The organism is Natronobeatus ordinarius, from assembly GCF_024362485.1.
Classification (GTDB): domain Archaea; phylum Halobacteriota; class Halobacteria; order Halobacteriales; family Natrialbaceae; genus Natronobeatus; species Natronobeatus ordinarius.
Genome location: NZ_CP101456.1, coordinates 1811083 through 1833866 on the forward strand (window position 1 = coordinate 1811083; position 22784 = coordinate 1833866).

Here is a 22784-nt window from a genome sequence, read left to right on the forward strand (position 1 = left end):
TAGGTACTTCAACCAGTCGGCTCGATGGTGACGACACCCTTCCCAGTCGTTCGATGGACGACGTTACGTCGATCTGTCGGCTCATCGGTGACGTCACTCCAGCCAGGTGTCCTCGAATCTGAACGTCGATCCGTCGGGAGACATGACCTCCCCCTGGTAGTTTTCGTTCCGAGCCATTAGCGTCGGCAGCCAGTACAGCATGATGTGACCCGACCGCTTCTCTTTGAGCATCTCGGCGGCTTCGTGGTAGAGCGGTGCCCGTTCATCCATGTCGTACAGCTGTCTGGCATCGTCGACGAGCGCGTTGTACTCGTCGTCGTCCCAGCCGGTGAAGAAGAACGCACCCTCGGGATGCAGCGGCCGGTGGAAGCCCGCGTCGGGGTACCACAGCGCCAGGTACGAACTGGTCGTCGCCTGGAAGTTCCGTTCCTCCCAGACGTCGCTCAGCCAGTTACTCCAGGTGATGAGCTGGATGTCGAGGTCGATGCCGACCTCCGAGGCCGACGACTGGATGACCTGCGCGGCGGTCACCTGATCGTTGTACTGCTCGGGGATCTGGAACGTCGCCTCGTAGCCGTCCGGATAGCCCGCCGCCTCGAGGTGCTCCTGGGCCTTCTCGAAGTCCTGCCGACGCGCCTCGAGGCTCGGATGTTCCCAGTCGCTTCCGGGCGTGGCGGGGCTGTTGGCGACCATACCGTTTCCGTACAGTGCCGCCTCGACGACCTCTTCCCTGTCGATGGTGTACTCGAGGGCGATTCTGGCGTCGCGGTTGTCGAATGGTTCCTCGTCACAGTTCAGCCCGAGGTAGACGAGCGACTGCGGGAAGCGTTCGATGAAGTCGACGCCGGGTTCGTCTTTCAGTCCATCGGCGTGTCGCGGCGGAACGTCGTTGATGAAGTCGACCTCTCCGGCCTGGAACCGGTCGAGTCGGACGTCGTTGTCCGGAATCTCCGTCTTCGTCACCCGGTCGAGGTACGGATACTCGTCGTCCCAGTAGTCGTCGAACCGGGCCATGACGAACTCGGCGTCGATCTCGCGGCTCTCGAACTCGAACGGCCCGGTCCCGATCGGCACGTCGATCGAGGCCTCCTCGGCCTGGTGGGCGGGAACGATGTGCATGTGCGACGTCGCCATCCGGAAGAGCAAGGGCGCGAACGGCTCGGACAACTCGAGTTCGAACGTGTACTCCTCGGGCGCCTCCATCGACTCGACCAGCGAGAGGTAATCAGCGGCGAGTCCCTCTCGCTCCTGGATACGCGTGTACGATGCGAGGACGTCTTCGGACGTGAACGCAGATCCGTCGTGGAACTGCACCCCCTCCCGTAGCGAGAAGGTGATCTCCATGTTGTCCTCGGAACTCTCCCAGGACTCCGCGAGCAACCCTTCCAGATCGTAGTCCCAGTTTACCCTGACGAGCCCCTGGGTGATGTTCTCGAGAACTCGTGCGCTGGCGGCGGCGCTCTCGAAGTGCGGATCGAGATTCTGGACGGGGACGCTCCCGCCCCAGCGGAGTTCGCCGCCGTAGCCGGGTTCTCCCGTCGGACCCGTGCTGGCGCCGTCGTCGGCCTCATCGTCGCCGTTCCCGAGACAGCCAGCCAGCGCGAGCGGAACCCCCGCTGCGGCTGCGCTGATGACGTGTCGACGGGTCGGACCGCTCGAGGATACTCTCCCCTCTTCGTTTCTGTGATGGCGTACCATGCCTACGTACGCCAATTAAAATGAGTAGTTATAAATTTTTGTATAGGTGTTTGCCGGACGACAAGAACGCCAGGGGTTCAGCCAGATCGATCGGCGTCCGAGTTCGCCACCGAGAACGCAGTTGGGTGACCAGTTACACGGCCACGAACGCTGTCACGCTCCGCGACGGTCGTCCCTCCCTCGAGGTCGGCCACTCACTCGGCCGCCAGTCGTCCGAGGGCGTCGGCGAGAACGTTCGTCGCCGCTGTACAGTCTGCCCAGTCGGTCCACTCTCGTGGATTGTGAGAGATGCCGTCGCGTGAGGGGGCGAACAGCAGCCCCGCGTCGGTCACTCTCGCGACGTTCATCGTGTCGTGGGCTGCCCCAGAGTGCATCGAGATCGTTTCGACGCCGAGCGACTCACCCGCCGACGCGAGTGCCGACTGGCAGCGCTCGGCCATCGACTCGGGCGAGATGTCGTACGGTCGGGTGATCGTTACGTCCACGGTCCGCTCTCGTTCGACCCGATCGGCACTCGCTTCCAGCTCGGCGACGAGCGTCTCCATCGACGACACCGCCACGTCTCGAATGTCGACCCCGAGTCGCACAGCGCCCGGGATGACGTTCGTCGCGTTCGGCGACACGACCGCCTTGCCGACGGTTCCGACCGCCGATGGCGACTCCTCCGCCGTGACTCGATCCGCCGCCGACTCGAGGTCGAGGACGATCTCGCTCGCCGCCGCGAGCGCGTCGGTTCGATCGTCCATCGGCGTCGACCCGGCGTGATCGGCGTCGCCGACGACCTCGAGGTAACAGTGGGTGATCCCGGTGATCGTCGAGACGATTCCGGCGGGAGCTCCTCGACGCTCGAGGATCGTCCCCTGTTCGGGGTGTAACTCCAGCCACGCCTCCCACTCGGATGCGTCGAGGCGACCCTCGCCACGAAACCCGATGTGCTCGAGCGCTTCCTCGAGTGTTGCTCCGTCGTCGTCCTCGAGCGCCAGCGCATCCGAGACTGAGCGTCGGCCGGTGGCGACCGAGGAACCGAGTAATCCGTTGCCGAACCGCTGGCCTTCCTCCTCGGTGAAACAGACGACTTCGATGGGACGTCGAAGGTCGCGATCCGCTTCCTGAAGCGCTCGCACTGCCTCGAGACCGCCGTAGACGCCGAGCGGACCGTCGAAAATCCCGCCCGACGGGACGGAGTCGAGGTGGCTTCCCGTCGCCACTGCCGGGGCGGACGGATCGGCACCGTCGGGAATCCACCGACCGACCACGTTCCCGACGGCGTCGACGGTCACCTCGAGTCCCACCTCGGTCAGTCGGGTGACGAGTCGGTCGCGTGCTCGGCCGTTCGGTTCCGTCCCCGCAAGGACGGTTCGACCGTGGCCGTCCACGTCGGATAACGCGCCGAAGCGAGCGTTGGCTTCGATGTCCTCCCGAAGTCGTCTCTCAGAGACTGTCATGCTCTTCGCACCGAGTTCTGTGAGGGGTATGTTAAGTGTTTGCGTTCGTGCGGCCGTACGTGTCTGTGAGATGACGCGGCGCTTGGCCATCGTCACGCTGTCGATACGGTCGCTCGACGGTCATTGTCCGCGATGCCGAAGACGGGCCAGCCGTTATCGATATGCGAACGCCGGTTTTGGGACGATCGAGTAGTATTCGTGGCGAAAATTGTGGTCCAGCGATGGTGAGCAGCGAATCGCTGGCGTAATCGACGATGTGTTCGACCAGTTGAGAATGGGCTCGCCACCGTCCGTGTTTGTGATATGAGAACACCTATACACTCTCACGACGAGTCGTGGGCATGGACGAGTCCGAAACCCGGTCACCGCGAACGCTCGAAACGGTCGCTCGAGCGTGCGACGTGATCGACGCCCTCGAGGAGCTCGACGGGGCGGGTGTGACCGAACTCGCCGACTACCTTGGGACGTCGAAGAGTTCGATGTACACCTACCTTTCGACGCTTCGTGAGAAACAGCTCGTGGTGAAATCGGGCGACACGTACCGACTCAGTCTGCAGTTTCTGTACCTGGGAAAGTCCGTCCGCCACAACCATCCCCTGTACGAACACGGGAAGCAACAGGTCGACCGGCTCGCAGAAGAGAGCGGGGAGTACGCTCACCTGATGTGTGAACAACACGGACTGGAACGCAACATCTACAAAGCCGCCGGCGAGAACGCCGTCGGCGACGAGTACCACACACTGAAACAACAACGGGCGGACTACCTTCACTTTACCGCGACGGGAAAGGCAGTCCTCGCGCACCTGCCGGAACGGCGGGTGGAAGCCATCGTCGACCGCTATGGGCTCGGTCGGAACACCGAGCGGACGATCACCAATTCCGACGCGCTGTTCGCCGAACTCGAGGACATCCGTGAACGAGGGTACGCGATCAACGACGAAGAGGAAGTCAAGGGGATCAGAGCGATCGGTGCGCCGGTCAGAGACGAGGACGGTGTCGTCCTCGGTGCGATCAGCGTCTCGGGACCAACGGGCCGGATCGACGGCGAGCTGTTTACCGACACGCTCCCGGACCTAGTCATGCGCAGCGCGAACGTAATCGAGGCGAACATCAACATGTCGTCGGCCAGTCGAACGTTGTGACAGACGCCCCGATCGCGTAACGTTACAGAGGTACGATTGTAATTTCTGGCTGTCGGTTTCACAAAAGCGGCCGACAGGTAAACGGTGGCGGCTATATCCAACACTCTTCCGCGTTCGCATTTGGAGAACGATCGTCGACGGGTACCGACTCGAGTTGTTCCCGGTACTGTGTGTCGCCGCACCCGACGTCAACGAACTAGCACACCGCGCATCTAATAGTACATCATCTTATATGTGCTCCCAATACTCAGGTCCATGATTACTAATTAATCCATCTTACTACGATTGTATATTTACCGGAAGAGGCACCCTTGCCCGCGTATGGGGGGGCTACGAGCTATTTCTCGCCATCACCTCATCGAACGTCGCTCTTCAAGCACTAGGTGTCCTTACTGCGCCCGTACGCACCAGTACACCTCGAAGCGGTCGTGTGCTGGCATAATCGTCTGGCACCTAACTAGTATGTGGTATACATATATTAAATCAGGTGATTGTGGTTCCGAAGCCCAGTACGCCGTCATACCTTCCCCGTCGTGTGCACCCCGTTCGAAGTATGGACGCGACGCTGACGTCCATCGGAGCACGCGTCTGACGATGCGGCGGCCTCCCGCGGCTGCAGACGGGGCGACTCGAGCCGACGTCCTCGGTGGGACCGACATCGATAGCCTCGACTCGAGAGGTGTCCCAGGTTCGTCGAATCGATACCGCCACGCCGATGAGAATCGAAACCGTTCGAATTCAGGTCCGAATCAGACCAGGCTCTCGAAGTCCTCGAGCGCGTACGCCGGTTCGGCGCCGCGGCGGTCGAGGGTCTCGTTGGCGAGCAGCCAGTAGACGACCGAGAGGGCCTTGCGACCCTTGTTGTTCGTCGGGACGACGAGGTCGACGTTGCTGGTCTGGTTGTTCGAGTCACACATCGCGATGACCGGGATGCCCACGGTGATGGCCTCCTTGACGGCCTGGGCGTCGCCGATCGGGTCCGTGACGACGACCACGTCGGGTTCGATGTAGCCGGCGTACTTGGGGTTCGTGAGGGTACCGGGGATGAATCGACCGGTGCGCGCTCGAGCGCCGACCGCTTCCGCGAACTTCTCGGCGGGGAAGCGACCGTACTGGCGGCTCGAGGTGACGAGGATCTGCTCGGGCGCGTAGTTCGCGAGGAAGTCCGCGGCCGTCCGGATCCGTCGGTCGGTCTTCGAGACGTCGAGGACGTAGAGGCCGTCGGTCCGAACGCGGTGGATAAAGCGCTCCATGTCCTTGGTCTTCTGCTGGGTACCGATGTGGACACCGGCCCCGAGGTAGTCCTCGACGGGGATGAGCAGGTCGGCCTCCTCGTCAGACATTACGTCGTCGTCGAGGCTCGGTCCCTCGTCTTCTTCGGCCTCGGCGGTTGCCTCGGCGTCCTCTACGTCTGCGGGTTCGACGTCCTCGGTGGGTTCGGCGGCGGGGCCGGCTCCTTCGGCCGGCTCCTCGTCGATCTCCTCCTCGGCAGCGTCGAGCCCTTCCTGTTGTGCGTTGTCGTCTGTCATGTCGCGTCGTCTGCGATTCGAATGAGCTCGTTGAGCTTTGCGGTTCGCTCGCCGCCGACGGCACCCGTCTTGATGAACGGGGCGTCGGTCGCCACGGCGAGGTGTGCGATCGTCGCGTCCTCGGTCTCGCCCGACCGGTGGGAGACGACCGATTCGTACCCGTTCCGGGTCGCGAGTTCGATCGCGTCGAAGGCGTCCGTGAGCGTGCCGATCTGGTTGGGCTTGATCAAGATGCTGTTGGCCGCACCCTGTTCGATCCCGTCAGCGAGCCGTTCAGTGTTCGTCACGAACAGGTCGTCGCCACAGATCAGCGTCTGGTCACCGACGCGGTCGGTGAGTTCGGCGAACGCCTCGTAGTCGTTCTCGTCGAGGGGGTCCTCGACGTAGACGAGGTCGTACTCGGTTACGAGCTCGGCGATGTAGTCGATCTGCTCGTCTCCGTCCCGCGTCGTGTCGCTGTACTCGTAGACGCCTTCCTCGGCGTCGTACAGCTCTGCGGCCGCGACGTCGAGTCCGAAGCCGATCTCGAAGCCGACGTCGTCTTCGACCGTTTCGACAGCCTCCTCGACGATCTCGAACGCCTCCGCGTCGTCGATCGACGGCGCCCAGGCGCCTTCGTCGCCCTTGCCCGAGGGAACGCCGCGCTCCTCGAGCAGGGCTGCCACCTCCCCGTGGACGGCCGCGTTGGCGAAGACGGCGTCGGCGACGTTCGGTGCGCCGACGGGTGCGACGAGGAACTCCTGGATGTCCGTCGCGTCGGCAGCGTGTTCGCCGCCGCCCACGACGTTGCCGAGTGGGATCGGGAAGTTCTCGCCGCGGAACGTCCCGCCGAGGTGCTGGAACAGCGGCGCGCCGAGCACGTCGGCGCCGGCTTTCGCGGCGGCCATCGAGATGGCGACCGCGCTGTTGGCGCCGATCTCGGAGAAGTCGTCGGTGCCGTCGGCAGCGCGCAGGAATGCGTCGACCTCGCGCTGGTTGCCCGCGTAGGCCTCACCGACGAGTCGTGGGACGGCGTGGTCGCGAGCTGCGGCGATCGCCTCGTTCGGTGGCCGTTCGATCGCCTCGTACTCGCCGGTGCTCGCGCCGGAGGGAGCCGCTGCACGGCCGAATCCGCCGCTCTCGGTGAGCACGTCGGCTTCGACCGTCGGGTTCCCACGCGAGTCGAGCACCTGGCGGAGTCGAACGTCGGTGATGAGCGTCATTTCGACCCTCGTTTGACGGTAAAGGGCAACGCCCCGGCGTCGTACTCTTCGGCGGCGATCAGGATCGGCTCGGACTGGTCCGTGTCGATCAACACTGGCGCGCCGTAGGACACCTGCAGCGCTCTCGCCCCGAGGATGCGTGCCTTCTCGTATCGGTTGTAACGTTTCTGTTGCATTACTGGTACGGTGAGACGACGTCGACGAGATCGACGTGTGAGACGAGCATTCGGCGACAGCAGTAGCGCTCGACGCCGAGTTCGTCGAGGACCTGCTGGGGGTCCTCTTCGCCCTCTCGCGTTCGGTTCTCGAACTCCTCCCAGTGTTCGCTCACGACGTTGCCGCACGTGAAACACCGGACCGGTACCATCATGTCCTGCTCACCTCACCGGTAGGACTTCTGGTAGCGGGCCCGGGCACCGGGTCCACCCCACTTTTTGGGTTCGGACTGGCGAACGTCGTTGACCAGCAGCGAGCGGTCGAACTCCATGTACGCATCGCGGAGCTCGGCGTCGTTCATGTGCTGGACGATGCCGCGGGCGATGGCCGTTCGCACGGCGTCGGCTTGCCCACTGATGCCACCACCTTCGACCCGAACGTCGATGTCGATCCCGTCGCGGAGCTCGTCGCCGGCGATGCGGAACGGCTCGAGCATCTTCAGCCGCGACATCTCGGGTTCGACTAGCTCGATCGGCTGGGAGTTGATTCGCACGCGGCCCTCGCCGTCGCGCACCGTTGCGCGAGCGACGGCCGTCTTCTTCTTGCCACTCGTGTTCGTTACCATGTGACGTTAGCACCGAGTTGTTCGCTCACTTCGTGGAGGTGCACGAAGCGGATGTTCGAGAGTCGGTCCAGCGACGTGTCCGGGAGGATCTCCGCCTCGCCGTCGTAGGGATTTCCGACGTAGACGCGGACGTTCTCGAACGCCTCGCGGCCGCGCTGTTTCTTGTACGGCAACATCCCACGGATGGCGCGCTTGAAGATCGTATCCGGCCGCTTGGGGTAGTACGGTCCCCGGTCCGAACCGAGCTGTGCGCGCGTGCGGTACGTCTCGAGGATGTCGTTCTTATCGCCCGTGATCACGGCGTCTTCGGCGTTCACGACCGCCACCCGCTCGCCCTCGAGGGCGCGCTGGGCGACCTGGCTCGCGACGCGACCCAGGATGCAGTCGCGGGCGTCGACGACGACGTCGGCGTCGAACTCTGCGATACTCATGCGATCACCCGCACGTTCGTTCCGTCTGGATTCTCTTCGAGCAGTTGCTCGAGCGGTACTGTCTCGCCGACCTGATCGATCTTCGTCTCCGCCGACGCCGAAAAGTCGACGGCGGCGACGGTGACGTTCTTCTGGAGGGCGCCCGACCCCAGCACCTTGCCGGGGACGACCACCGTCTCGTCTTCGCGTGCGTATCGTTCGATCCGCCCGAGGTTCACTTCGGCGTGACTCGCTCGGGGCTTCTCGAGGCGATCAGCGACGTCGCGCCAGACGGTTGCGTCCATCTCGCGCGAGGTCGACTTCAGCTCGGCGATGAGATCGTTGAGCCTCGGATTCGTTTTGCTACTCATTGGTGTCTACTACGTATTCGAGAGCGCAGACTGCCTGGGTGGCAGTCGGCACAGAAGTGATGCAGGGAGCAGGATTTGAACCGTCGGGAGACGGTCGGCCTCGCAAGTGCTCGGCCGCTGCGACTCCCGTGGCTCAAATCTGCACGTTCCATTTTCACGGCTCTCCCGTTCGGTCGAGCCGAAAAATGCAGGGAGCAGGATTTGAACCTGCGGACTCCTACGAGACAGCGCCCTGAACGCTGCGCCGTTGGCCAGACTTGGCTATCCCTGCTCGCACTTCTGTCTACCCGTCGCCCCCTAAAACCCCTTTCGATTTCCTCGACGCGGCCGGCCTCGTCGCTCGCGGCACCGGCGGACGTCGCACGGGGTGTGGGGCGTCGGAACATCGGTTTACAACTGTACTGCTTCTTCGAGTTCGGCTGCGCGCTGCTCGAGCGAGTCGACCGCGCGCAGGACCAGTTCCTCGACCGTGAACGAGCCGTCGGTCTCGACGTGGAAGACGAAGGCGTTCGGGACGTCCTCGACGCGGACTTCCTTGCCGGGGTACCGCGTGGCGAGGTCGTGGCCGAACTCACTCGTCGGAACGAGGTCGCCGTCTTCTTCGATCACGCCGCGGACGATCTGGGGCGGTTGTTCCTCGAACTCCGGCAGATCGTCGCCGACCGTCACGCGCTGGAGGTGACGGTAGCCGACGGCGACGCCACCTTGGTGTTTGGCGTGTTCCTTGCCGCGCTCTATGACCGCGTCGGCCTCGGCCTCGAGGCGCTGGCCGTCTTTGAGCTCGATGATCGGAACGTTCTCCTCGGCCGGCTGGACGAGGTCGTCGCTCGAGACGAGGTCGCCGGAGTAGGCGGTTCCCGGGCCCTCGACGTCGATCGAGAGGGTAACGACGTCGTCCTCCCGGAACTCACCTTCGGGGGGCGTCGTCAGCGGGACGAGCCCCAGTCTGAGCGCGAGTTGTTCGTCGAACATGACCGACGAGTTCTCGACGAACCGAACGGTGTCGATGGCCATCGTCGGCACGTCCGCGACCATCGCCCGGCGAATGCCGTTGGCGAACGCGGGGGTGACCCCGCGAATGAGAAACCGGGCCTTGCGATCCCCGCGTTCGACGAACTCGACGTCGTACTCCTGGCTCATGGTCTAGTAGCCGCCCTTGCCTTTGGGGGGACGCGATCCGTCGTGTGGGATCGGCGTGACGTCCTCGATGCGACCGATCTCGATGCCCGACCGGGCGAGCGCGCGGATCGTCGCCTGCGCGCCGGGTCCGGGGGACTTCTGGAGATTGCCGCCGGGGCCGCGCACGCGGACGTGCAGACCCGTGATGCCGGCTGCTTTGACCTCCTCGGCGACGGACTCGGCCATCTGCATGGCCGCGTACGGCGACGCCTCGTCGCGGTTCTGCTTGACCGCGGTCCCGCCGGAGGACTTCGCGATCGTCTCCGCGCCCGTGAGGTCGGTCACGGTCATGACGGTGTTGTTGAACGATGCGTGCACGTGGGCGATGCCCCATTTTTCGTCTGCCATGTTACTGACCCTCCGCACGTTCCGGGTGGAGTTCGTCCGCGAGCGGACTGTTCTCGTCGAACGCGACGAGGTCTTCCTCGTCGACGTCGACGACGTACGACGGAATGCGGTGGCGTCGATCGCCGACGACCACGTGTCCGTGCGTGATGAACTGGCGGGCCTGCTGAGGCGTGTTCGCCAGTCCCTTGCGGTAGGCGACCGTCTGGAGTCGCCGCTCGAGGACGTCCTCGACTTCGAGGCCGAGGACGTCGCCGAGGCCGCCTTCCTCGTTCAGGACGCCGACGCGCTTGAGTCGGCCGAGGAACTCCTCGCGCCGACGGGCGACGACCTCGTCGTCCTGTGGCTGGGCGAGCAGGTCGCGGGACTCACGCCGGTACGAACGAAGCTCGGACTGTGCGCGCCAGAGCTCCTCTTTGTTCTTCAGGCCGTAGCGGTCGAGCAGCGAGTGCTCGGTGGCGATTCGCTCGCCCTGGAACGGGTGATTCGGCGTCTCGTACTGTTTGGTATTGCTTCCGAGCGCCATTATTCACCACCCTCGGCTTCTTCTTTGATCTCTTCGACGTTGACCCCGATGGTCCCCTCGGTCCGGCCCGTCGACTTGGTTCGCTGTCCGCGGACCTTCTGGCCACGCTTGTGACGGACTCCCTTGTAGGAGTTGATCATCTTCATCCGGTTGAGGTCGTGCTGACGGGTCAACTGGAGATCGTTACCGATCTCGTGGGTCGTTTCACCGCTGTAGAAGTCCCGCTGGCGATTGGCGAGCCACTCGGGGACTTCGTCGGCGTAGTTCTCTACGAGCTCGACGACCTCGTCGATTACCTCTTCGTCGAGGGCACCGAACGTCGCCGTTCGGTCGACGTCGGCCTCCTCGGCGATGATCCGGGCGGTTCGTCGACCGATCCCGTTCAGCTCCGAGAGCGACCGCTCGACGGACTTCGTCCCGTCGAGGTCGGTTTGCCCGATCCGGACGAAGTATCGAAGGTCGTCGTCCTCCTGTCGTTGTTCTTCCTCGCTCATGTGTCGTGTCTATGTGCTGGTATACGCGCGGTGTGAAACGCCGGCCCCAACGTGGCCGGCCTGCGTATTCCGACGTCGTGGCGGGGATTCGAACCCCGGAGGCTTGACGCCACATGGTTAGCAACCATGCGCCTTGGGCCTACTTGGCTACCACGACACCGTGTCTATCGTCGCCCATCTGGACTCGGGGACGGATCCCCTACACGTATCGCAACAGAACCTACCCGGGTGGGATACTTAAGCGCAACGAAATCCTCAGCCGGTGATCGCCGACGAGTGGCCGGATCGCTCCCGGTGTCAGACCGTCGTAACTTATTATCGTCGACCGATTAGTCGGACCAACACGGTGTCACGGACTCGCTCACTCGCTCGGTTCGCCGCTGCGCTGGTGGGGATCGTCGCCGTTGCCCTCGCAGCAGCCACCATCACCTCGACGATCGAACCAGGCGGTCCGGGTGATGGCTCGGTCGGCTCCGGCGACGCTCCCGTCTACACACCGCCACCGGCGGAGTCGGCGGCCGCGGGCGACGGCGTCCCACCGTTCCTCGAGTACCTGCTTCTCGTCGTCGTAACGTTGCTCGCACTCGCGCTGGCCTGGTATCTGATCGCCCACCGGCGAGAGCTCGTCAAAACGCTCGTCGCGGTGTGCGCGGTGCTCGCCGCCGTGATCGTCTTACTGACTCTCGTCCAGTGGTTCGATCCGGGCGAGATGGCGAACGTGACCGCATCGGAACCCGCCGAGAACGCCACCCTGCCTGGTGGGGGCTCGAGCGACGGTGAGACGGGTTCGATTCCGTTCAGCTCGGTCCTGGTACTCCTCCTCGTCGTGACGACGATCTTTGCCGGTGCGCTCCTCGTGAGCCGATCCGACGCAGAGACGAGCGTCGACGTCGATCGCGAACTCGAGTCGGGGCCGGAAGACGCGGCCGGGATCGCCACGGCTGCTGGCCGCGCTGCCGACCGAATCGCCGCTTCCGACGACGTCGACAACGAAGTCTACCGCGCCTGGCGCGAGATGACCCGCCACCTCGAGGTCGATCGGCCGGAGACGAGCACGCCCGGCGAATTTGCCGCGGCAGCCGTCGAGGCGGGGATGGAACGCGAGCACGTCGACGAACTCACCCGGCTGTTCGAAGCCGTCAGATACGGCCACCGGGAGACGACGCTCGAGGTGGAAGCACGGGCGATCTCGATCCTCCGGACGATCGAGGCGACGTACGCCGACGGAAACGGGCGCGCGACGGGCGACGACGACGAGCGAGCGGCAGCCGACTGGAGACGAGGTGGCGAGCAACCGTGACCCGCAATGGGCTGTTCCTCTTCGGCGGCGTTCTCGCGTTCGTCGCCGCGGTCGCGATCCTCGGCGGACTCCTCGCGGTCTCGGCGACCGACGGGGCGATCGTCGTCGTCGCCTTCCTGGCGCTGCTCGCCTCGATCGGGGCGCTCTCGAGACGACGCGACGGCTGGAATCGAGCCGAAACGCCCGAGCCCGAACGGCGAACGCGCGTTCCCGTGCCGGGGACCGACCTGCTGGACGTCGTCGACGAGTTTCGGCCGTACGACCTCGGCTTTGCCGTCACCAGTCGCCGCATCGTCCTCGGACTTCGCGGCGCAGCCGTTGCCGTCCTGACGCGATTCGAAGGACTCAGCGCCGAGGAAGCCCAGCGACGCGTCGACGACGGGACGTGGACGACAGACCCCGTCGCCGCGGCGACCCTCTCCCCGACGCTCGAGGAGCCGGCCCTGCCGCTTCGTCGACGGATCGCGGCGATCTGGACCGGCGAATCCGCCTCCCGTCGAGGGATTCGTCGATCCGTCGCCGCCATCACGGCCCTCGGGACTCCCGACGCCGAACGGCCCCCCGAACCACGTCGGGACGACGAGCCGACTGACGAGCCGGTCGCCACGAGAACGACGACGAGGTCCGTCGACGACCGACTCGAACGGACACCCCGTTCGACCGGCTACTGGGCCGGCATCGGCGTGGTCGCCCTCGTCGCCATCGGCGTCGGTGCCCTCGCAGAGTCAGCCGCCGTCGTCCTCGCCGGCGTCGTCGGCGTCGGCTACGCCGGATTCGCGCGAGCGTTCGACGCGCCACGGCCCGACGTCTCCCTCGAGCGAACGGTGAGCGACGAGACGCCCGACCCGGGAGACGACGTCGAGGTCACGCTGACGATCACCAACGATGGCGAGCTGCCGGTTCCCGACCTGCGAGTCGTCGACGGCGTCCCACCCGGCATCGCCGTGACCGACGGCACGGCTCGACTCGGAACCGCTCTCCGCCCCGGCGACCGCGTTCGACTCGAGTACACGGTCGAAGCCCGGCGCGGAAACCACCGGTTCGACCCGGCACTCCTCGTGACGAGGGGACTGTCTCGGTCGCGCGAGCGCGAAACACTCGTTACTCAGCCAACGAGGATCGTCTGCGAACCGTCGATGCGACCGACGGCCGTCCCGGTTCGGCTCCGATCCACCGCAGCGACGTTCGCCGGGCGGCTCCGGGTCACCGAGGGCGGCTCCGGAACCGAGTTTCACTCCGTCCGAGAGTACCGACGAAACGACCCGTTGAATCGAATCGACTGGAACCGCCGCGCCCGTACCGGCGACCTCGCGACCCTCGAGTTCCACGAGGAGCGGGCGGCCCGCGTGCTCGTGCTCGTCGACGCTCGAGCGACGGCGTACCTCGCCCCGGAGCCGGCGGCCGAACACGCCGTCGATCGGTCCGTCGATGCGGCCGGGCGAATCGCGGCGTCGCTGCTCGATCGCGGCGATTCGGTCGGCCTCGCGGCGCTCGGGCCGACGGGCCGCGGCGAGGAGACGGCAGACCCGTGCTGGCTCGCGCCTGGATCGGGCAGCCACCATCGGGCACAGGTTCGGGAGCTCCTGGCGACGCACCCGCAGTGTTCAACGTCCCCGCCGGAGCGAGAGACGGCGTGGCTTACGCAGCTCCGGACGATTCGACGGCGGTTGTCGTCCGGGACGCAGGTCGTCTTGCTCACGCCGCTGTGCAACCGGGGGGCGGTTGACGTCGCACGGCGACTCGACGCCCGCGGCCACGCCGTCACCGTCGTCAGCCCCGATCCCACGGCCGATCGGACGGCGGGCCAGGGGCTCGCCCGCATCGCCCGTCGAATCCGGCGGTTCGACCTTGAGCGAGCCGGAATCCCGGTCGTCGACTGGTCGGCCGATCGGTCCCTCGATGAGGCGCTCGCTCGAGCGAACGCGGGTGATGCACCGTGACCGACCACGTCGTCGACCCGACGCGCCGACCGACGGTCGTGAGCGGCGCTCTCGCAGCGATGGCCGCGCTCGTCGCCGTCGTCGTCGGGACCGCCGTCTCCAGTACTGCGGTCGCGATCGGTCTCGTCGGGACGCTCGTCTTCGCCGTCGGCGCTTCTCGTGGATCCAGGACCGCCGTCGACCTCGGCTGTCTCGCCCTCTTTCTCGGTGTCGTCGCCGGGGGCATCCAGGGTGGATCGGTCGAACGCACGCTGCTCGCGACCGTCGCGACGGTGTTCGCCTGGGACCTCGGCGGAAACGCGATCGACCTCGGCGAGCAGCTCGGACGGGAGGCCGACACCCGCCGACTCGAGGCCGTCCACGCTGGCTCGAGTCTCCTCGTCGGCCTCTCGGCTGCCACGCTCGGCTATGCGATCTACGTCTTCGCGGCCGATGGACAACCGGCGAGCGCGGTTGCCCTGCTGCTGGTCGCGACGTTGCTCGTCACGCTCGGGCTCGGGGCGAGCCGTCGGGGCTGGATCGGTCCACAGAACCGCCGGTAGGGACGGCGGTAAGGCGGCAGCTGTACGGATTGCTGCGCCCAGTGACCGGCGCAACAGCAGCTGGTTCACGGTTGCGCTGGAATACGTACAGCAGCCTGCGTGACCTCCTCCTCGCCGTAAACGGTGAGGCTTCCCACGGCACCGCACCGCTGGGTTGGGATAGTTGTTGGTTTACGACCTGTCGGCATGACAGGCCGAAGGCGGGGTCACACCGGCGTTACTCCTATCCCGGCAAGGGACTCGGAGTTATCTTGGTGACCGAGACACCACAACGGTTCGAGAGGGTGTCTCGAGCGTGCTGGCTCTCGGAGTCCCGATATTGTGCATTTGAGTGGGCGGTGTGACCGCCTCGGTGTCTGTCATGCCATGTTTCGATTGGACTTAAATATCCGTGTTGCTGCTGAACGGTGATTGTGTCGGCGTTGTCGGATTCACTCCCGTTGAGCAAACCGAAGGTTTGCGATGCCCATCAGAACGCAAAGCGTTCTGAGGACGTCGTAAACGACGGGATTCTCTCCTTGTAGAAAGATAGTGTCCGAGGCTATTATCGTCTGGAAATATAACTAGCCGATGTTGGTAATGCACTATGGTAGTTCTACAGGTGGAGCAGGCCGAGTGCCTCGGGGCTTGACCCCGAGGCGGTTCACGAGTGAGTAGCTGTGCTCTGTTCGAGACTCATCAATCATTATAATGGTAGATCCATAATTTTATGTGGGTAAAATACAACGGTGGATCATATGGCAGGATTTGACAAGCAGACCCGCCGTAGCGTATTGAAAGCGGCAGGGGCAGCAGGGGTTGTGGGTATCGCCGGCTGTCTCGGTGACGACGATGGCCACACTGTTACGATCGCCGGGACGGCAAGTGGTAGTTCGACGCAGGCAGCCGCCCAGGCACTGGCCAGGGCCGCACAAGAACACAGCGACGAACTCACGGTAGACGTTCAGGAGACCGAAGGCTGGACGGCGAACATGTACGAGTTCGACTCGGGTGAGTTCAGTACTATCGGTGTGGACAACAATTCGTGGGCCGCGGCGATCAACGGGAATTCACCGTTCGACGATGACCCCGTCGACAACTTACCGATGCAGGGGTTCCTCTTCACCAGTCTCGAAATGCACTGGGTGGCGATGGACGGCTCCGGCATCGAGTCGACGACCGACCTCCGCGACGGTGGGTACACCATCTACCCGATCGAACCTGGCTTCGGTACGCGGCTACTGACGGAGACGGTCCTCAAAGAAGACGGTATCTGGGACGCGAACGACATCAACAACGACGACACCGACGACATTCCGGGTGCCGTCGAGGAAGGTCGCGTCGACGCCCTCGCGCTGTACGGTTCGAACGGCGTCGACCTCTCCGGCTGGTGTCAGGAAGTCGACGCCAGGAGCGGCGGGCAGCTGTACGCCATCGAAGCCGACGATCAGTTCGTCGAGTCGATCAATGCGATCGACGGTGCGACCCACGTCGTACAGGAGCCGTACGGCTACCAGCAAGACGTCACGAGCGAACTCGGCCTCGACGAGGTCGACTTTTGGGCGCTGCAGGGACAGTGGGCGTTCGGTCCCGACGTCCACCCCGACGCCGTTTACGAGATGGCGCGAGTCGCACACGAACACCACGACACGATGCGCGAGTCCGACCCGACGACGCTCGACTACTCCGACCCGTCGGTGATGACCGACGTGCTCATGGATGACGTCGAGATCCACCCGGGAATGGTCGAGTTCTACCAGGACCACGACGTCTGGGACGACAGCTGGGTCGAGGGTGAAGCGGACGCCGAGTAACAGACGCTGATACCGTGAGGCGCAAATTCTTCCTCGTTGATCAACGAGAGGCTGTGGCACGGATATGTACGCATAACGAGAGTAAATAACATGGATGCAGAACCACCGGAAGACGATGCCGACGAATCGGCTGACCTCACAGACCGAGACACGGGCGTCGCCTGGGATGTCGATGAGAACCTGGCCGACCGACCGATCCGCGAGGTCCTCCGCGAACGGCTCTCGAGAGAGTCCCTCACAGAGAAGACGACGCTCTGGGCGCTCCTGACGTTCCTGTCGATCCCCTTCTGGCTGTACGTGATGTGGATGGCGTACCTCCAGGCACAGCTCACCGGAACGTCTCCCTACCGTGGGCAGTTCGGCGCCGGGTTCCTGGGCGGTATCATCGTGCTGTACGCGCTCCACGAGATGATCAAACGCGTCGGCGGTGGTGAACGGTTCATTTTGACGGACGTCAAAGCCCTCTTCTCACGCGAGAACGTCGGCGACACGCTCCTGTTGATCGTGGTGGTCCTGCTGGCTATCCCGACCGTCGTCTACGTCTACATCAACGCCCTCGACCTTGCCGGCCGCGGCGGCGCCAGCCGGCAGGAACTGTTCATGGCGGCGCTGTTTACGCTCACGATGATCTACATCACGTGGCGTGCGTTCGGGATCACGTTTCTCGCGGTGTTACTCGCCGGCATGGCCTACGGGCTGTTCGGCACCCTCATTCCGGGAACGCTCGGCCACTCTGGCATCTCACACACGCGGATGCTCCGCATCCTCGTCGTCAGCGTCGACGGGTTCTTCGGATTCCTCACGCAGCTCACCGCGGCGTGGATCGCCCTCTTCTTGCTCTATGCAGGAATGTTGAAGGCGTTCGGCGCGTTCGACCTAATTCTCCGGGCGGCCGTTCGATCGGCGAAGTACATCGACTCCGGGGTCGCCCAGACGGCGGTGATCGCGAGCGCCGTCATCGGATCGGTCAACGGCAGCCAGACTGCGAACGCGGGCATGACCGGCTCGTTTACGATCCCGATGATGAAACGGAGCGGCGTCAAACCGGCGACCGCTGGCGGCATCGAATCGGTCGCGTCGACCTCCGGTCAGGTCCTGCCACCGGTGATGGGCGCCGGCGCGTTCGTGATGGCGACGCTCATCATGGGCGTCTCCTACATCGACGTCATCGTCGCGGGATTGATCCCCGCGACGATCCTCATGATCGTGATCGTCGTCGCCGTTCACTACGCGGCGGCCCCCCAGATCGAAGAGCCCGAGATGGACGAAATTTTCGATCAGCAGCTCACCCAGTTAGAGATCGCACTCGAGGGCATCAAGTTTGGAATTCCCCTCCTCATCCTGGTCTACCTGCTCGGGATCGTCCAGTACACGGTCATGACGTCGGCGTTCTGGACCGTTGTCGCGATGGCTGTCCTCGGCATGATAATTCCGACGGCCAAGAAAGCGCACGACACCTGGAGTCTCCGGCTCACCTTCTGGACGCTCATCGACACGCTCAAACAGACGGTGAACGGGTTCCGCGAGGGGATCATCGTCCTCGCACCGGTCGCGATCATCCTCGCTGCGATCAACGGCGTCGTCGACATCCTCATGGCGACCGGCGTGCCGACGGCGATTTCGCTCACGCTAATGGACCTCTCCGGCGGGGTGTTGCTGTTCGCTGCCATCATGGCGATGATCATCTGTATCCTGCTCGGCCTCGGGATGCCCACGACGGCTGCGTACACGATCGTCGCGCTGTTGATCGCACCGACGCTCGTCAACCAGTTCTTCCTGCCCGACTTCGCCGGGCACTTCTTCGTGTTCTACGCTGCGATCCTCGCCGGGTTGACGCCACCGATCGCCACGTGCGTCGCCGTCGCGACCGGTATCGCCGGCTCGAACTTCTGGCGGACGTGTTTCGAAGCGGTGAAAATCTCGTTTCCCCTCTTTCTACTCCCGTTCTCGTTCATCTACCACCCCGAGATCGTCAACCACCAGGGCGAACTCTCGACGGGCCTGATCCTGACGAGCGTGGTCATCCTGTTCGGTGCCCTCACCATCGTCCACGGCCTGAACTACCGGTTCGACCTCGACCGGGCACCACGGTACGCCCTTCGAGGCGTCTTCCTCGTCCTCGGCATCGTGATCATGGTCCACGAGGCGTTCGTGGTCCAGGTCGGCGCGCTCGGAATCGCCACGTTCCTCTACCTCACCCAGGCGGCCGTCGGCGAGTCGACGCCGCTCGAGCGACTCCGTGGACTCACGGCCGGCATCAACGGTCGTCGTAAGTAGCCGCTTACGTCGCGTCTCCGCTCGGTTCCCGACCGAGTTCTCGTTCGACCGATGCGACCTTTTCTTCTGCACCGGCGGTCGTCGTTCGCTTGTCGTCGATCTTCAGCAGCGTGCTCACCCGATCGCCGTCGACGGCCTCGTGGGCCGCCTGCGCCGCCGCGAACAGTTCGCCGATGTCCTCGGCTTCGATCGTCGTCCCCATCGGCGTCGTCTCGTAGGCGACGTCGAAGTCCTCGAGTGCGTCGACCGCCTTCGCGACTTCACTTGCCATGCTGTTTTCGACGACCGGCGCGACGCTCAGAAATCCGATGACCGTCATACGCGAGCCGACGCGGCCGAGCGAAAAATAGCTGCTGGCATCTCATACGGTCCGCTGTGATTCGGTCCCGGTGACCGCTGCACCGCTCGAGCGATCGCCTAACACGGTACAACGCTCCGTCTCAGTGACTCGACGTCGGTCGTGGCGCCTCCGCCGGCGGGTAGATGAACACGTCACCGTTCGCGTGCACGTAGATCTCGTGATCGAGGGCGGTGAACGCCACGTGGCCACCCGTTCGTCGGGTCCCGTCGGTCTTGGGGCTGAAGATGCGCTCGAGGGCGTCGGGATCGACGCTGTCGTAGAGCGAAAACTCGCCCTGGGAGACGTCGATGTCCGCGACGGTAGCGAGTGCGTGGACGATCGTCGTCGTTATGGTCGCACTTCCGTCGGCGTCGTACTGGAAGGCGTAGCGGTCGTTCGTCCGATCGTACTGGGGACCGTGCGATTCGTCACTGGGAGGTATTTCGGCTTGCATTGCGATACACTAGGATTCGATCTTCAATCTGACCGTTGCACACCGTCGTACAAAAGTTAACCGGCTGTTACGACCGCTGGCATACCTCATATTCGTGGCCACATTACTGTATGAACGGTCACAGTGACTGGTCGGCTGAGCGATCCCGCCGGTCAGAGGTAAGAGGCGTCCCAGCGGGTCGCCTTCCGCCGATTCCCACAGGCGTTACACTCGATTCGTCCCATCGCGTCCATCGCGTTGTCCAACGAGTCGCAGTTGCCACAGAACCAGCCGTATCGCTGTGTGCCGTCCTCGTCCCGGTAGGCCGTGTAAAACGGCGCTTTCGACCCCCTGGCGGCCTCGCCGTAACTGACGAAGATCGTCTCGTCCTCGACCGTCACTGACTCGAGCGCGCGCCACTCCTCGTCGGGCTCGAGCGAGCTTTCGACGTAGACGTTCTCGGTGTGGGTCTCGTCGCCGACCTCGATCTCACGGGTGCCGATCCGTTCGAAGCCCTGGTTCTCGTAGAACTCGTTGCCGAGTTCGTTCTCCGCGAGGACGACGCCGCGGATCTCGTCGGCCCCCGTCTCGAATAGTTTTTCTCGCGTGCGCGTCAGCAGGCGAACACCCGTCCCGCCACCACGGTGGTCCGGATCGACGTGCAGCCAGAGGATCTGGCCGACGTTGTGGCCGTCGCCGATGAACTCGCTCTGGGAGAAAGCGGCGACGCCGTCGTCCGTCTCGACGAGCAAGAGGAGGGCGTGTTCGCTCTCGATCATGCTGGCGATCGCGTCGTCGTCGTACCAGCGGTCGACGGCCGTCTCGACCGTCTCCTCGCCGAGAAAGTCGGTGTATGAGGACCGGAGCGAGCGGTGGGCGATGGACCTGACGACGTCGGCGTCGTCTGCGGTGGCTTCGCGGATCTCCATGCGTGCGAATACGACGTCCCCTTACAAAATGTATACGCCGGGTTTCCCGTGCTGGGGACGCGGGACCGATTCTACACGTTTATGTCGTTCCCCCCGGAGAACGGTGTATGAGCGACGACAGTTCGCGCGACCCACCCGACGACGAGTCCGACGTCTTCACCTATAACGGCGGACGAGTCGATCCCGGCGAGTCGGCGAACATCCGATACGGAATCAGCGAGACCTACCTCGGAGACCCCATCCGAATTCCGGTCACCGTAATCAACGGCGAACACCCCGGCCCGACGGTGTTCCTCTCGGCGGCGGCCCACGGCGACGAACTCAACGGGATCGAAGTCGTTCGCGAGGTCGCCCACGACTGGGATCACTCGGTCTTACACGGCACGCTCGTCTGTCTCCCGGTGATGAACGTGCCGGGGTTTCAGGCACAGGAGCGCTACTTGCCGATCTACGACCGCGACCTCAACCGATCGTTTCCGGGCCGTGAGGGATCGACCAGCGCGCGCCGGATGGCCCACCGCATCTTCACGAACTTCATCGAACCCTGTGACCTCGGGGTCGACTTTCACACCTCTACGCGCGGACGCACGAACATGCTCCACGTCAGAGCCGACATGGACCGTCCCGAGGTCGCCCGCGTCGCCAACGCGTTCAGCTCGAACGTCATCATCGCGGGCGAAGGCCCCTCTGGAACCCTCCGGCGCGAGGCGACCGAAGCTGGCGTCCCGACGATCACCGTCGAGATGGGCGAAGCTCACCGATTTCAACGCGGGTTGATCGACCGCGCACTGACCGGCGTCGCGAGCGTCCTCGCGGAGTTCGGCCTCCACCGCGAGTCGTCGGTCCACTGGCCCGGCTGGCGAACCGTCATCGACGACGCCGACGAGAAGACCTGGCTGCGCGCCGACGCCGGCGGCATCGTCGACATGAAACTCGGCCGCGGCGAACTCGTCCGCGAGGGCGAGGCGATCTGTGACATCACCAACCCGTTCAAAGAAGAAGAGGACATCGTCACCGTCGAAGCGCCCTTTACGGGGCTGATCGTCGGCGTCCTCGAGAATCCCGTCGTCTATCCCGGCAATCCGCTGTGTCACCTCGTCGGCCTCTCCGAGGACACCCTCCTCGCCCTCGAGCGCGAACTCGCCAGTGGCGATCCGATCGCGGACGTCCTCGAGTGACGCCGGGGACGCGTCTCGGACGCTCTCGTTCGGTCCCGTCAACGTTTGCCTGAAACCGCCTCTCGCACGGTCATTCCCGCTCACGAGAGGAAAGTAACTTCTATACGCTCACGGTCTCAACCGTCGGGATGAGAGTATGAGCCAGTCTTACAATCGCGGTCTCATCGAGGACTTCGGCCGCTGGAAGGAGTTCTCGGCTGGGATGTGGGCATGGATCTTCCACAAGTTCACCGGGTGGATGTTGATCGGCTACCTGTTCACTCACATCGCCGTACTGAGCACCGCCATCGGCGCGGCGAGCGGTGATCCGGCGTTGATCCAGCAGGAAACGGACGTCTACACGACCACGCTCCAGGGACTCGAGGAGCTCCTCCTGATCCGCATCCTCGAGGTCGGGCTGCTCGCAGTCGCGGTGTTTCACATCTTAAACGGCATCCGACTGCTGATGGTCGATCTCGGGATCGGACTCGACTCCCAGGATAAGAGCTTCTACGCGTCGCTGATCCTCACCGGGATCATCACGATCGCCAGCGTCCCGACGTTCCTCCACGGGGTGGGTCTCTAATGGCCGAACGCTACTCCTCGTTCGCTCCGGGTGGAACGGCGTGGCTGCTCCAGCGGATCACGGCGGCGTTCCTGGTCGTCACGCTCGCGTTTCACTTCTTCCTGCTCCACTTCGTCAACCATGCAGCCGACGTCACGTTCCTGCAGACGCAGGCGAGAATGTCCGACGTCGGATACTTCCTGACGATGGTGCTGTTCCTGATCGCCGCGGCGTTCCACGGCGTCAACGGCGTCTACAACGCGCTGATCAATCAGGGACTGAAAGGCACCCAGAAGACAGTAGTGCTTGTGGTGCTTACCCTCGCTGGAATTGCACTGGTCGTCCAGGGAATCTGGGTCGCACTCGCCATGGGAGGCTGGATCTAA

Annotated in this window: 25 protein-coding genes and 2 tRNA genes; 9 read left to right on the plus strand and 18 right to left on the minus strand. The window is 64.2% G+C overall.

Going from position 1 to position 22784, the window contains the following annotated elements:
- Positions 1-93: 93 nt before the first annotated feature.
- Together NMQ09_RS09375 and NMQ09_RS09380 are read right to left on the minus strand one after the other, a co-directional pair.
- Positions 94-1698, minus strand: coding sequence for an ABC transporter substrate-binding protein (locus tag NMQ09_RS09375; protein WP_255194322.1), 1605 nt, complete (start codon positions 1696-1698; stop codon positions 94-96).
- 194 nt (positions 1699-1892) lie between these two features.
- Complete coding sequence (locus tag NMQ09_RS09380) at positions 1893-3143, minus strand: Zn-dependent hydrolase (protein ID WP_255194323.1); 1251 nt, start codon at positions 3141-3143, stop codon at positions 1893-1895.
- A 341-nt stretch (positions 3144-3484) separates the two neighbouring features.
- Between NMQ09_RS09380 and NMQ09_RS09385 the strand changes: the two genes are divergently transcribed.
- Positions 3485-4285 (plus strand): IclR family transcriptional regulator, encoded by an 801-nt coding sequence (locus NMQ09_RS09385; protein WP_255194324.1) that lies wholly within the window; start codon positions 3485-3487, stop codon positions 4283-4285.
- A gap of 749 nt (positions 4286-5034) precedes the next feature.
- Here the strand turns inward: NMQ09_RS09385 and rpsB are convergent.
- The 13 genes from rpsB to NMQ09_RS09450 all read right to left on the minus strand — a co-directional run bounded on the left by rpsB (position 5035) and on the right by NMQ09_RS09450 (position 11279).
- Positions 5035-5814, minus strand: a complete 780-nt coding sequence (rpsB, locus tag NMQ09_RS09390; protein WP_255194325.1) for a 30S ribosomal protein S2 — start codon at positions 5812-5814, stop codon at positions 5035-5037.
- Complete coding sequence (eno, locus tag NMQ09_RS09395) at positions 5811-7016, minus strand: phosphopyruvate hydratase (RefSeq protein ID WP_255194326.1); 1206 nt, start codon at positions 7014-7016, stop codon at positions 5811-5813. Before eno ends, rpsB begins: the two co-directional genes overlap by 4 nt.
- Positions 7013-7192 carry a DNA-directed RNA polymerase subunit K gene (locus tag NMQ09_RS09400; RefSeq protein ID WP_255194327.1) on the minus strand — a complete coding sequence of 60 codons (180 nt, stop codon included), beginning with the start codon at positions 7190-7192 and terminating at the stop codon, positions 7013-7015. Before NMQ09_RS09400 ends, eno begins: the two co-directional genes overlap by 4 nt.
- Positions 7192-7386: a DNA-directed RNA polymerase subunit N gene (locus NMQ09_RS09405; RefSeq protein WP_255194328.1), complete on the minus strand. Its 195-nt coding sequence runs from the start codon at positions 7384-7386 to the stop codon at positions 7192-7194. Before NMQ09_RS09405 ends, NMQ09_RS09400 begins: the two co-directional genes overlap by 1 nt.
- A 12-nt stretch (positions 7387-7398) precedes the next feature.
- Entirely contained in the window at positions 7399-7797 is a 399-nt protein-coding gene (locus NMQ09_RS09410; RefSeq protein WP_255194329.1) for a 30S ribosomal protein S9, read from the minus strand.
- On the minus strand, positions 7791-8228 hold the full coding sequence (locus NMQ09_RS09415; RefSeq protein WP_255194330.1) for a 50S ribosomal protein L13: 438 nt from the start codon (positions 8226-8228) through the stop codon (positions 7791-7793). The genes NMQ09_RS09410 and NMQ09_RS09415 overlap by 7 nt, the downstream gene beginning before the upstream one ends.
- On the minus strand, positions 8225-8578 hold the full coding sequence (locus tag NMQ09_RS09420) for a 50S ribosomal protein L18e (protein WP_255194331.1): 354 nt from the start codon (positions 8576-8578) through the stop codon (positions 8225-8227). Before NMQ09_RS09420 ends, NMQ09_RS09415 begins: the two co-directional genes overlap by 4 nt.
- Before the next feature lie 186 nt (positions 8579-8764).
- Positions 8765-8849, minus strand: a tRNA-Leu gene (locus NMQ09_RS09425).
- Positions 8850-8968: 119 nt separating this feature from the next.
- Entirely contained in the window at positions 8969-9718 is a 750-nt protein-coding gene (locus tag NMQ09_RS09430; protein ID WP_255194332.1) for a DNA-directed RNA polymerase subunit D, read from the minus strand.
- Positions 9719-9721: 3 nt separating this feature from the next.
- On the minus strand, positions 9722-10105 hold the full coding sequence (locus tag NMQ09_RS09435) for a 30S ribosomal protein S11 (RefSeq protein ID WP_255194333.1): 384 nt from the start codon (positions 10103-10105) through the stop codon (positions 9722-9724).
- Position 10106: 1 nt separating this feature from the next.
- The gene (locus NMQ09_RS09440) at positions 10107-10628 is read right to left on the minus strand and encodes a 30S ribosomal protein S4 (RefSeq protein WP_255194334.1); all 522 of its coding nucleotides are present in this window, start codon (positions 10626-10628) and stop codon (positions 10107-10109) included.
- The gene (locus NMQ09_RS09445) at positions 10628-11122 is read right to left on the minus strand and encodes a 30S ribosomal protein S13 (protein ID WP_255194335.1); all 495 of its coding nucleotides are present in this window, start codon (positions 11120-11122) and stop codon (positions 10628-10630) included. Before NMQ09_RS09445 ends, NMQ09_RS09440 begins: the two co-directional genes overlap by 1 nt.
- Positions 11123-11195: 73 nt before the next feature.
- Positions 11196-11279, minus strand: a tRNA-Ser gene (locus NMQ09_RS09450).
- Between the two features lie 189 nt (positions 11280-11468).
- Here NMQ09_RS09450 and NMQ09_RS09455 point away from each other — a divergent pair.
- From NMQ09_RS09455 to NMQ09_RS09475, 5 genes are all read left to right on the plus strand, one after another.
- Positions 11469-12422, plus strand: coding sequence for a DUF4129 domain-containing protein (locus NMQ09_RS09455; protein ID WP_255194336.1), 954 nt, complete (start codon positions 11469-11471; stop codon positions 12420-12422).
- The gene (locus NMQ09_RS09460; RefSeq protein WP_255194337.1) at positions 12419-14362 is read left to right on the plus strand and encodes a DUF58 domain-containing protein; all 1944 of its coding nucleotides are present in this window, start codon (positions 12419-12421) and stop codon (positions 14360-14362) included. The genes NMQ09_RS09455 and NMQ09_RS09460 overlap by 4 nt, the downstream gene beginning before the upstream one ends.
- Positions 14359-14904 (plus strand): DUF7519 family protein, encoded by a 546-nt coding sequence (locus tag NMQ09_RS09465; RefSeq protein WP_255194338.1) that lies wholly within the window; start codon positions 14359-14361, stop codon positions 14902-14904. Before NMQ09_RS09460 ends, NMQ09_RS09465 begins: the two co-directional genes overlap by 4 nt.
- 737 nt (positions 14905-15641) lie before the next feature.
- Positions 15642-16697: a TAXI family TRAP transporter solute-binding subunit gene (locus NMQ09_RS09470; RefSeq protein ID WP_255194339.1), complete on the plus strand. Its 1056-nt coding sequence runs from the start codon at positions 15642-15644 to the stop codon at positions 16695-16697.
- Between the two features lie 90 nt (positions 16698-16787).
- A complete protein-coding gene (locus tag NMQ09_RS09475) occupies positions 16788-18974 on the plus strand; it encodes a TRAP transporter permease (protein WP_255194340.1) in 2187 nt (728 codons plus the stop codon).
- Positions 18975-18978: 4 nt separating this feature from the next.
- Here NMQ09_RS09475 and NMQ09_RS09480 read toward each other — a convergent pair whose 3' ends face one another.
- From NMQ09_RS09480 to NMQ09_RS09490, 3 genes are all read right to left on the minus strand, one after another.
- Positions 18979-19293 carry an MTH1187 family thiamine-binding protein gene (locus NMQ09_RS09480; RefSeq protein ID WP_255194341.1) on the minus strand — a complete coding sequence of 105 codons (315 nt, stop codon included), beginning with the start codon at positions 19291-19293 and terminating at the stop codon, positions 18979-18981.
- 121 nt (positions 19294-19414) lie between these two features.
- Complete coding sequence (locus NMQ09_RS09485; protein ID WP_255194342.1) at positions 19415-19768, minus strand: HalOD1 output domain-containing protein; 354 nt, start codon at positions 19766-19768, stop codon at positions 19415-19417.
- A 152-nt stretch (positions 19769-19920) separates the two neighbouring features.
- Positions 19921-20676, minus strand: a complete 756-nt coding sequence (locus tag NMQ09_RS09490) for a GNAT family N-acetyltransferase (protein ID WP_255194343.1) — start codon at positions 20674-20676, stop codon at positions 19921-19923.
- A 107-nt stretch (positions 20677-20783) separates the two neighbouring features.
- Here NMQ09_RS09490 and NMQ09_RS09495 point away from each other — a divergent pair, with 107 nt between their 5' ends.
- From NMQ09_RS09495 to NMQ09_RS09505, 3 genes are all read left to right on the plus strand, one after another.
- Positions 20784-21854, plus strand: coding sequence for a succinylglutamate desuccinylase/aspartoacylase family protein (locus tag NMQ09_RS09495; protein WP_255194344.1), 1071 nt, complete (start codon positions 20784-20786; stop codon positions 21852-21854).
- Positions 21855-21990: 136 nt separating this feature from the next.
- On the plus strand, positions 21991-22419 hold the full coding sequence (gene sdhC, locus NMQ09_RS09500) for a succinate dehydrogenase, cytochrome b556 subunit (protein ID WP_255194345.1): 429 nt from the start codon (positions 21991-21993) through the stop codon (positions 22417-22419).
- Positions 22419-22784 carry a succinate dehydrogenase/fumarate reductase transmembrane subunit gene (locus NMQ09_RS09505; RefSeq protein ID WP_255194346.1) on the plus strand — a complete coding sequence of 122 codons (366 nt, stop codon included), beginning with the start codon at positions 22419-22421 and terminating at the stop codon, positions 22782-22784. Before sdhC ends, NMQ09_RS09505 begins: the two co-directional genes overlap by 1 nt.